16 protein-coding genes and 1 pseudogene are annotated in these 9,010 nt (G+C 68.6%); all 17 read left to right on the forward strand.

The features are described 5' to 3' along the window. Window positions 1-241, forward strand: a pseudogene (locus tag WML84_RS10025) (30S ribosomal protein S3); the annotation flags it as partial. Beyond that, entirely contained in the window at window positions 241-660 is a 420-nt protein-coding gene (rplP, locus tag WML84_RS10030) for a 50S ribosomal protein L16 (RefSeq protein WP_347346003.1), read from the forward strand. The pseudogene WML84_RS10025 and the gene rplP, both read left to right, overlap by 1 nt. Continuing rightward, window positions 660-971, forward strand: coding sequence for a 50S ribosomal protein L29 (gene rpmC / locus WML84_RS10035; protein WP_347346004.1), 312 nt, complete (start codon window positions 660-662; stop codon window positions 969-971). The genes rplP and rpmC overlap by 1 nt, the downstream gene beginning before the upstream one ends. Further along, complete coding sequence (gene rpsQ / locus WML84_RS10040; protein ID WP_347346005.1) at window positions 971-1,291, forward strand: 30S ribosomal protein S17; 321 nt, start codon at window positions 971-973, stop codon at window positions 1,289-1,291. The genes rpmC and rpsQ overlap by 1 nt, the downstream gene beginning before the upstream one ends. Before the next feature lie 3 nt (window positions 1,292-1,294). Beyond that, the gene (gene rplN / locus WML84_RS10045) at window positions 1,295-1,663 is read left to right on the forward strand and encodes a 50S ribosomal protein L14 (protein ID WP_347346006.1); all 369 of its coding nucleotides are present in this window, start codon (window positions 1,295-1,297) and stop codon (window positions 1,661-1,663) included. Between the two features lie 2 nt (window positions 1,664-1,665). Next, the gene (gene rplX, locus WML84_RS10050) at window positions 1,666-2,025 is read left to right on the forward strand and encodes a 50S ribosomal protein L24 (protein WP_347346007.1); all 360 of its coding nucleotides are present in this window, start codon (window positions 1,666-1,668) and stop codon (window positions 2,023-2,025) included. Between the two features lie 2 nt (window positions 2,026-2,027). Beyond that, entirely contained in the window at window positions 2,028-2,615 is a 588-nt protein-coding gene (gene rplE, locus WML84_RS10055) for a 50S ribosomal protein L5 (protein ID WP_347346008.1), read from the forward strand. 67 nt (window positions 2,616-2,682) lie between these two features. Beyond that, window positions 2,683-3,081 (forward strand): 30S ribosomal protein S8, encoded by a 399-nt coding sequence (rpsH, locus tag WML84_RS10060; protein ID WP_347346009.1) that lies wholly within the window; start codon window positions 2,683-2,685, stop codon window positions 3,079-3,081. A 6-nt stretch (window positions 3,082-3,087) separates the two neighbouring features. After that, complete coding sequence (gene rplF / locus WML84_RS10065) at window positions 3,088-3,624, forward strand: 50S ribosomal protein L6 (protein ID WP_347346010.1); 537 nt, start codon at window positions 3,088-3,090, stop codon at window positions 3,622-3,624. A gap of 2 nt (window positions 3,625-3,626) precedes the next feature. After that, window positions 3,627-3,986 carry a 50S ribosomal protein L18 gene (gene rplR, locus WML84_RS10070; RefSeq protein WP_347346011.1) on the forward strand — a complete coding sequence of 120 codons (360 nt, stop codon included), beginning with the start codon at window positions 3,627-3,629 and terminating at the stop codon, window positions 3,984-3,986. Further along, window positions 3,983-4,645 (forward strand): 30S ribosomal protein S5, encoded by a 663-nt coding sequence (gene rpsE, locus WML84_RS10075; protein ID WP_347346012.1) that lies wholly within the window; start codon window positions 3,983-3,985, stop codon window positions 4,643-4,645. Before rplR ends, rpsE begins: the two co-directional genes overlap by 4 nt. Continuing rightward, window positions 4,645-4,830: a 50S ribosomal protein L30 gene (gene rpmD, locus WML84_RS10080; protein ID WP_013583998.1), complete on the forward strand. Its 186-nt coding sequence runs from the start codon at window positions 4,645-4,647 to the stop codon at window positions 4,828-4,830. Before rpsE ends, rpmD begins: the two co-directional genes overlap by 1 nt. Continuing rightward, entirely contained in the window at window positions 4,830-5,315 is a 486-nt protein-coding gene (gene rplO / locus WML84_RS10085) for a 50S ribosomal protein L15 (protein WP_347346013.1), read from the forward strand. The genes rpmD and rplO overlap by 1 nt, the downstream gene beginning before the upstream one ends. 149 nt (window positions 5,316-5,464) lie before the next feature. Continuing rightward, the gene (gene secY, locus WML84_RS10090) at window positions 5,465-6,790 is read left to right on the forward strand and encodes a preprotein translocase subunit SecY (RefSeq protein WP_347346014.1); all 1,326 of its coding nucleotides are present in this window, start codon (window positions 5,465-5,467) and stop codon (window positions 6,788-6,790) included. Beyond that, entirely contained in the window at window positions 6,787-7,479 is a 693-nt protein-coding gene (locus tag WML84_RS10095) for an adenylate kinase (RefSeq protein ID WP_347346015.1), read from the forward strand. Before secY ends, WML84_RS10095 begins: the two co-directional genes overlap by 4 nt. 3 nt (window positions 7,480-7,482) lie before the next feature. Continuing rightward, the gene (gene map / locus WML84_RS10100; protein ID WP_347346016.1) at window positions 7,483-8,319 is read left to right on the forward strand and encodes a type I methionyl aminopeptidase; all 837 of its coding nucleotides are present in this window, start codon (window positions 7,483-7,485) and stop codon (window positions 8,317-8,319) included. A gap of 5 nt (window positions 8,320-8,324) precedes the next feature. Next, window positions 8,325-9,002 (forward strand): thioredoxin domain-containing protein, encoded by a 678-nt coding sequence (locus tag WML84_RS10105; RefSeq protein WP_347346017.1) that lies wholly within the window; start codon window positions 8,325-8,327, stop codon window positions 9,000-9,002. Window positions 9,003-9,010 lie beyond the last annotated feature (8 nt).

Raw genomic sequence — 9,010 nt, forward strand, 5'->3', positions numbered from 1 at the left:
GTTCTACCGCGAGGGTCGTGTGCCGCTGCACACGCTGCGCGCGAACATCGACTACGGCTTCTACGAGGCCAAGACCACCTTCGGCCGCATCGGCGTGAAGGTCTGGATCTACAAGGGCGACCTCACCAACAAGGAGCTCGCGCGCGAGCAGGCGAACCAGAAGCCCGCTCGTGATCGCGGCGACCGTCCGCGTCGTGGCCCCCGCAACGAGGCCCCCGTCGCAGAAGGAGCATCGGCGTAATGCTTATCCCCCGCAAGGTCAAGTACCGCAAGCAGCACCACCCCAAGCGCGACGGCCAGGCCACCGGCGGCACGAAGGTCTCCTTCGGCGAGTTCGGCATCCAGGCCCTCACGCCCGCGTACGTGACGAACCGTCAGATCGAGTCCGCTCGTATCGCCATGACCCGTCACATCAAGCGCGGCGGAAAGGTGTGGATCAACGTCTACCCCGACCGCCCGCTCACCAAGAAGCCGGCTGAGACCCGCATGGGCTCCGGCAAGGGCTCGCCCGAGTGGTGGGTCGCCAACGTCAAGCCGGGTCGCGTCCTCTTCGAGGTCGCCGGCGTCAACGAGCAGCTCGCTCGCGAGGCCCTGACCCGTGCCATCCACAAGCTGCCCCTGAAGGCACGCATCATCAAGCGCGAGGAGGGCGACGCGTAATGGCCGTCGGCACCAAGACGCTCGCACCCAGCGAGCTGGACACGTTCGAAGACCAGCGTCTCGTCGAGGAGCTGCGCAAGGCCAAGGAGGAGCTGTTCAACCTGCGCTTCCAGTCGGCCACCGGCCAGCTCGAGAGCCACGGCCGCATCCGTGCGGTCAAGCGCGACATCGCGCGGCTCTACACGGTGATCCGCGAGCGCGAGCTCGGCATCCGGGCCACCCCGGCACCGGTCGAGGCCGCGCCGAAGAAGACGAAGAAGGCCAAGAAGGCGGATGCCGCCGACCAGGCCGCGAAGGAAGAGGCCGAGTGATGGCTGCAGAGAACACCGAGGTCGTGGCCGGCCACGAGGGCGCCGAGCACGACGTCCGCGACGCCGACGCCCGCGGCTACCGCAAGTCGCGCCGCGGCTACGTCGTGAGCGACAAGATGGACAAGACGATCGTCGTCGAGGTCGAGGACCGCGTGAAGCACCCGCTCTACGGCAAGGTCATCCGCCGCACCTCGAAGGTCAAGGCGCACGACGAGGGCAACACCGCCGGCATCGGCGACCTCGTGCTGATCAACGAGACCCGTCCGTACAGCGCCACCAAGCGGTGGCGCCTGGTCGAGATCCTCGAGAAGGCGAAGTAAGCAATGATTCAGACCGAGACCCGCCTCAAGGTCGCCGACAACACCGGCGCCAAGGAGCTGCTCACGATCCGCGTGCTCGGCGGCTCCAACCGCCGCTACGCCGGTCTGGGCGACATCATCGTGGCGACCGTCAAGGACGCGATCCCCGGCGGCAACGTCAAGAAGGGCGACGTGGTCAAGGCCGTCGTCGTCCGCACCGTCAAGCAGACCCGTCGTCAGGACGGTTCCTACATCAAGTTCGACGAGAACGCCGCCGTGATCCTGAAGAACGACGGGGAGCCCCGCGGCACCCGCATCTTCGGCCCGGTCGGCCGTGAGCTTCGCGACAAGAAGTTCATGAAGATCGTCTCGCTCGCCCCGGAGGTCATCTGATCATGGCGAAGATCAAGAAGGGCGACCTGGTTCAGGTCATCTCGGGCGCCAAGCCCGAGCGCGGCGGAGACCGCGGCAAGCAGGGCAAGGTCCTCGAGGTCCTCGTCGAGCAGAACCGCGTGATCGTCGAGGGCGTGAACTACGTCACCAAGCACACGCGCGTCGGCCAGTCCCAGCGCGGCACCAAGACGGGCGGCATCGAGACGATGGAAGCCCCGATCCACATCTCCAACGTCGCGCTCGTCGACCCCTCGTCCAAGAAGCCGACCCGCGTCGGCCACCGGGTCGAGGAGCAGACGAAGGACGGCGTGAAGCGCACGGTCCGCGTGCGCTACGCGAAGAAGTCAGGCAAGGACCTCTGAACATGAGCACCATCGCTGCCGCGGAGGCTGGCAAGATCCAGCCCCGCCTGAAGCAGAAGTACCAGGACGAGATCAAGAAGTCCCTGCGGGACGAGTTCGGCTACGCCAACGTCATGCAGATCCCCGGCCTCGTCAAGGTCGTCGTCAACACCGGTGTCGGTGAGGCCGCCCGCGACGGCAAGGTCATCGACGGCGCCGTGGACGACCTCGTCCGCATCACCGGCCAGAAGCCGGTCGTCACCAAGGCCCGCAAGTCCATCGCGCAGTTCAAGCTGCGCGAGGGGCAGGCCATCGGCGCCCACGTGACGCTGCGCGGCGACCGCGCCTGGGAGTTCCTGGACCGCCTCGTCAACCTGGCGCTGCCCCGTATCCGGGACTTCCGCGGCCTCTCGCCCAAGCAGTTCGACGGCCACGGCAACTACACGTTCGGCCTGCAGGAGCAGTCGGTCTTCCACGAGATCGACCAGGACAAGATCGACCGCGTCCGCGGCTTCGACATCACCGTCGTCACCTCCGCCAAGACGGATGCCGAGGGTCGCGCGCTCCTGCGTGCGCTCGGCTTCCCGTTCAAGACGGACGACGCGCAGTAACACCCACCCACCACAGGTCGGCGTCCTCGGAAAGGGCGACGAAACCTGGTGAACGAAGGAAAAACACATGACGATGACAGACCCGGTCGCAGACATGCTGACCCGTCTGCGCAACGCGAACACGGCGCACCACGACTCCGTGTCGCTGCCGAGCTCGAAGCTCAAGACCCACATCGCCGAGATCCTCCAGCAGGAGGGCTACATCGCCGGCTGGGAGGTCACCGACGCCCGTGTCGGCCAGACCCTCACGCTGTCGCTGAAGTACGGCCCGAACCGCGAGCGGTCGATCGCCGGCATCAAGCGCGTCTCGAAGCCCGGCCTCCGCGTGTACGCGAAGTCCACCGAGCTGCCGACCGTGCTCGGCGGCCTCGGCGTCGCGATCCTGTCCACCTCCTCTGGCCTCCTCACGGACCGCCAGGCCGAGCAGAAGGGCGTCGGCGGGGAAGTCCTCGCCTACGTGTGGTGATCTGACATGTCGCGTATCGGACGTCTTCCCATCGACATCCCCGCCGGCGTGACCATCTCGGTCGACGGCCAGGACGTCGCGGTCAAGGGCCCCAAGGGCGAGCTCACGCTCACCGTGGCGCGCCCCATCGAGGTCGCCGTGGAGGAGAACCAGGTCCTGGTCACCCGCCCCGACGACGAGCGCGACTCGCGCTCGCTGCACGGCCTCACCCGCACCCTCATCAACAACAACATCATCGGCGTGACCCAGGGCTACTCCAAGGGCCTCGAGGTCGTCGGCACCGGTTACCGTGTGGCCCAGAAGGGCACCTCGGTCGAGTTCGCCCTCGGCTTCTCGCACCCGGTCCTGGTCGAGGCGCCCGCGGGCATCACGCTCACGGTCGAGGGCAACAACAAGCTCACCGTCAGCGGGATCGACAAGCAGGCGGTCGGCGAGGCCGCGGCCAACATCCGCAAGATCCGCAAGCCCGAGCCGTACAAGGGCAAGGGTGTGCGCTACGCCGGCGAGGTCGTTCGCCGCAAGGCCGGAAAGGCTGGTAAGTAATCATGGCTGTGACGTCGAAGTCCGGCGCGCGTGCGCGCCGCCACGCGCGTCTTCGCAAGAAGGTCGTGGGCACCGAGGCGCGTCCGCGTCTGGTCGTGACCCGTTCGGCCCGCCACGTCTTCGTCCAGGTCGTGGACGACAGCAAGGGTCACACCGTGGCATCCGCGTCGACCCTCGAGAGCGACCTGCGCGCGTTCGACGGTGACAAGACCGCCAAGGCCCGCAAGGTCGGCGAGCTCGTCGCCGAGCGTGCGAAGGCCGCCGGTGTCTCGGACGTCGTGTTCGACCGCGGCGGCAACCGCTACGCGGGCCGGGTCGCGGCGATCGCCGACGGCGCCCGCGAGGGAGGTCTGAACCTGTGAGTGAGAACAAGGAGAACGAAGTGACCGCAGAGGCTCCGGCCACCGCGCCCGCCGAGCGCGAGACGCGCGAGCCCCGCCGCGGCGGTCGCGAGCGCAACCCCAACCGCGACCGCGGCGGCCGTGACGCCGACAAGAGCCAGTTCCTGGAGCGCGTCGTCACGATCAACCGCGTGTCGAAGGTCGTCAAGGGCGGTCGCCGCTTCAGCTTCACGGCGCTCGTCGTCGTGGGCGACGGCAACGGTCTCGTGGGCGTCGGCTACGGCAAGGCCCGCGAGGTGCCGCTGGCGATCTCGAAGGGCGTCGAAGAGGCGAAGCGGAACTTCTTCCGCGTGCCGCGCGTCGCCTCCACGATCCCGCACCCGGTGCAGGGCGAGGCCGCCGCCGGCGTCGTGCTCCTGCGTCCGGCCGCGGCCGGTACCGGTGTCATCGCCGGTGGCCCGGTGCGCGCCGTGCTGGAGTGCGCCGGCATCCACGACGTGCTCTCGAAGTCGCTCGGCTCGTCCAACACGATCAACATCGTGCACGCGACCGTCGAGGCGCTCAAGCAGCTCGAGGAGCCCCGTGCGGTCGCCGCGCGCCGAGGCCTGGACTTCGACCAGGTCGCGCCGGCCCGTCTGATCCGTGCCGAGGCAGAGGCGGCACAGAAGGTAGGTGCCTGATGGCCGAGCGTCTGAAGGTCACGCAGATCAAGTCCAAGGTGAGCGAGAAGCAGAACCAGCGCGATACGCTGCGTTCGCTCGGTCTCAAGCGGATCGGCGACTCGGTCGTCCGTCCCGACGACGCGCAGACGCGCGGCTACGTCAAGACCGTCGCCCACCTCGTGAAGGTTGAGGAGATCGACTGATGGCTGACAAGTCCGACAAGAAGAAGGATGCCCCCGCGGCGCGCCCCGGCGTGCTCAAGGTGCACCACCTCCGCCCCGTCCCGGGCGCCAACACCGCCAAGACCCGTGTCGGCCGCGGTGAGGGCTCGAAGGGCAAGACCGCCGGTCGCGGCACCAAGGGCACGAAGGCCCGCTACCAGGTGAAGGCCGGCTTCGAGGGCGGCCAGATGCCGCTGCACATGCGTACGCCGAAGCTGCGCGGGTTCAAGAACCCGTTCCGCGTCGAGTACCAGGTGGTCAACCTCGACAAGCTCGCCGAGCTCTATCCGGCCGGCGGCGACGTGACGGTCGACGACCTCGTCGCCAAGGGTGCGGTCCGCAAGAACGAGAAGGTCAAGGTGCTCGGCACCGGCGACATCTCGGTCAAGCTCAACGTGACGGTCGACCGGGTCTCCGGCTCGGCGGCCGAGAAGATCGTCGCCGCAGGCGGTTCGGTCTCGTCGTGATCCGAGAGGGGTCGGGGTTCTCCCCGGCCCCTCTCGATCGCCTCCCGGCGCTCGTTCGCACCTGCTGATCAGGTCGATCCGGACGCGCTGGGCTACCCTGGAGGACGGTGCCCTGTCGAGGCACCGGTCGTCCCACTGGAGGAATCCCTTTGTTCAGCGCCATCGGGCGGATCTTCCGCACCCCGGATCTGCGGCGGAAGATCGCCTTCACCCTGGGGATCCTGGTCCTGTACCGCTTCGGTGCCCACGTCCCGACGCCGTTCGTGAACTTCCCGAACGTGCAGTCCTGCCTTCAGCAGTCCGGCTCCACCGAGGGCCTGCTCTCGCTCGTGAACCTCTTCTCGGGCGGCGCCCTCCTGCAGCTGTCGATCTTCGCCCTGGGCGTCATGCCCTACATCACGGCATCCATCATCGTGCAGCTGCTGCGCGTGGTGATCCCGCACTTCGAGACCCTCTACAAGGAGGGCCAGTCGGGCCAGTCCACGCTCACGCAGTACACGCGCTATCTGACCATCGCGCTCGCGCTGCTGCAGTCGACGACGCTCGTGACCGTGGCCCGGTCGGGTCAGCTGTTCGGCGTCACCGGCATCCCCGAGTGCGACACCCTCCTCACCAACGACGCGTGGTGGGCGCAGCTGCTCATGATCATCACGATGACCGCCGGCACCGGCCTCATCATGTGGTTCGCCGAGCTGGTCACCGAGCGCGGCGTCGGCAACGGCATGTCGATCCTCATCTTCACCTCCATCGCGGCCACCTTCCCGGCGGCGATGTGGGGCATCGCGGTCGCGCGCGGCTTCGAGACGTTCCTGCTCGTCCTCGCCGTCGGCCTCGTGGTCGTGGCCCTCGTGGTGTTCGTCGAGCAGTCGCAGCGCCGCATCCCGGTGCAGTACGCCAAGCGCATGGTGGGACGGCGCACGTACGGCGGCACGAACACGTATATCCCGATCAAGGTCAACATGGCCGGCGTCATCCCGGTCATCTTCGCGTCGTCGCTGCTGTACATCCCGGCGCTCATCGCGCAGTTCAACCAGACGCCGGGCGCCAACGGCGAGGTCCCGGGCTGGGTCGCGTGGATCCAGGCCTACCTCACCAAGGGCGACCACCCGCTGTACATGCTGGTGTACTTCCTGCTCATCGTCGGGTTCACCTACTTCTACGTCGCGATCACGTTCAACCCGGTCGAGGTCGCCGACAACATGAAGAAGTACGGCGGGTTCATCCCCGGCATCCGCGCCGGCCGACCCACCGCGGAGTACCTCGACTACGTGCTCACGCGCATCACCCTTCCCGGCTCGATCTACCTGGGCCTCATCGCCCTGCTGCCGCTGATCGCGCTCGCGACGGTCGGCGCGAACGCGAACTTCCCGTTCGGCGGCGCGTCGATCCTCATCATCGTCGGTGTCGGACTCGAGACCGTGAAGCAGATCGACGCGCAGCTCCAGCAGCGCCACTACGAAGGGCTCCTGAGATGACCGCGCACGAGCACCACACCCGCCACGAGGGTCACCTCGCCTTCGCGCAGGAAGAGCAGAGCCGCGAGGGCGTCGCGCATCGCGAGGCGGAGCGTCCCGCCCGGCAGGCGCCGCGCCTGCTCATCGTCGGCCCGCAGGGCTCCGGCAAGGGCACGCAGGGTGCGCGGCTGGCGGAGCTGTTCGGCATCCCCGCCATCTCCACCGGCGACGTCTTCCGCACCCACATCAAGGACGAGACCGAGCTCGGCCGCAAGGTGAAGGCCGTCATCGAGTCGGGCGACCTGGTCTCGGACGCCCTCACGTTCGAGGTGCTGCGCGATCGCCTGAGTCAGGGCGACACGGGCGAGGGCTTCCTCCTCGACGGCTTCCCGCGCAACATCGCCCAGGTCGGCCTGCTCGACGACTACCTCGGCCCCCGCGACGAGGCGCTCACCGCGGTGATCGAGCTCGACGTGCCGCGCGAGGTGAGCATCGCCCGCATCGCCGAGCGTGCGCGCGAGCAGGGCCGCACCGACGACACCGAAGAGGCCATCGCGAACCGTCTCGCGATCTACGAGCGCGAGACCGCCCCGATCCTCGCGGTCTACCGTGACCACGGCCTCGTCGACGCCGTCGACGGCGTCGGCTCGCTCGACGCGGTCACCGAGCGCATCGTCGCGGCCCTCGCGGCGCGCGGCATCGTCGCCTGACCCGTGGCGCTGCGCCGCTGGATGTACAAGACGCCCGCCCAGCTGCGGGCGATGGTCGAGCCCGGTCTCATCACGGCCGCCGCGCTCGAGGCCGTCCGCGACCTCGTCGCGCCCGGGGTCACGACCCTCGAGCTCGACACCGCCGCGGCTGCCGTCATCGCGACCCGCGGCGCGGAGTCGAACTTCAAGCTCGTGCGGGGCTACCGGCACACCACGTGCGTCTCGGTCAACGAGCAGGTGGTGCACGGCATCCCGTCCGATCGCGCGCTCGAGCCGGGCGACATCGTCTCGATCGACGCGGGCGCCCAGTACAGGGGCTGGAACGGCGACTCGGCGATCACGGTCGTCGTGCCCGACCCGTCGCGCCCCGAGCTCGTGGCCGCGCGCCGGCGTCTGTCGGAGGTCACCGAGGGGTCGCTGTGGGCGGGCATCGCCGCCCTCGCGCACGCCTCGCACGTGGCCGAGGTCGGCGACGCCGTGCAGTCGCACATCGAGGCGTCCGGCGAGGGCTACGGCATCCTCCGCGACTACGTGGGCCACGGCATCGGCCGCAAGATGCACGAGGCGCCGAGCGTGTTCAACTACCGCGTGGCCGACCTCGGACCGCAGGTGCGTCCGGGCCTCTGCCTCGCGCTCGAGCCGATGGTCGTCGCCGGCTCCGAGTCGACGCTCGTGGAGGACGACGACTGGACCGTCTCGACGGTCGACGGCGGCGACGGCTCACATTGGGAGCACAGCGTGGCCGTGCACGATGAAGGCATCTGGGTGCTGACCGCGCCCGACGGGGGAGCCGCGGGACTGGCGCCGTTCGGGGTCGTCCCGGTACCGATAGGGAGTTGAGGGTGATGGCAGGTTCGACGAAGACCAACTGGTTCGCGATCTGGGTGAGCGTCGCGATCGTGGTCGTGGTGGCCGTGGTGATCGGCGTCGTGGTGTGGATGAACAACGCCGCGACCGACCCGGGAACACGCCCCGAGGCGTCGAACGTGAACGTCGAGACCGGTGCCATCACGGTCGGCGAGGGGACCGGCACGATCGCCACGTACGTGGACTTCATGTGCCCCATCTGCAACCAGTTCGAGCAGCTGTACGGCGACGCGATCGACGAGGCGCTCGCCGACGGCTCGGCGTCGCTCGACATCCACCCCATCGCGATCCTCGACTCGCGGTCGCAGGGCACCGCGTTCTCGACGCGCGCCGCGAACGCGATGTACTGCGTCGCGGTCGAGGACGAGGACAAGTCGCTGCCGTTCCTGCGTGCGATGTTCGAGAACCAGCCCGCCGAGGGGACGGCCGGCCTCACGGACGCCCAGATCCTCGACATCGCGAAGGGTGTGGGTGTGAGCGGCATCGACTCGTGCGTGACCGATGGCACGTACTCCAAGTTCGTGACCGCGATGACGCAGAAGACCCCCGCGAACCCCGAGACGGGCCGCGTCGGCACCCCGACCGTGCTGGTCGACGACGAGATCATCTCGCTGACCGGCGACCCCGCGACCGACATCACCGCGCGCCTGAAGTAGCCCCGGCC

The organism is Microbacterium sp. (assembly GCF_039812165.1).
GTDB lineage: Bacteria > Actinomycetota > Actinomycetes > Actinomycetales > Microbacteriaceae > Microbacterium.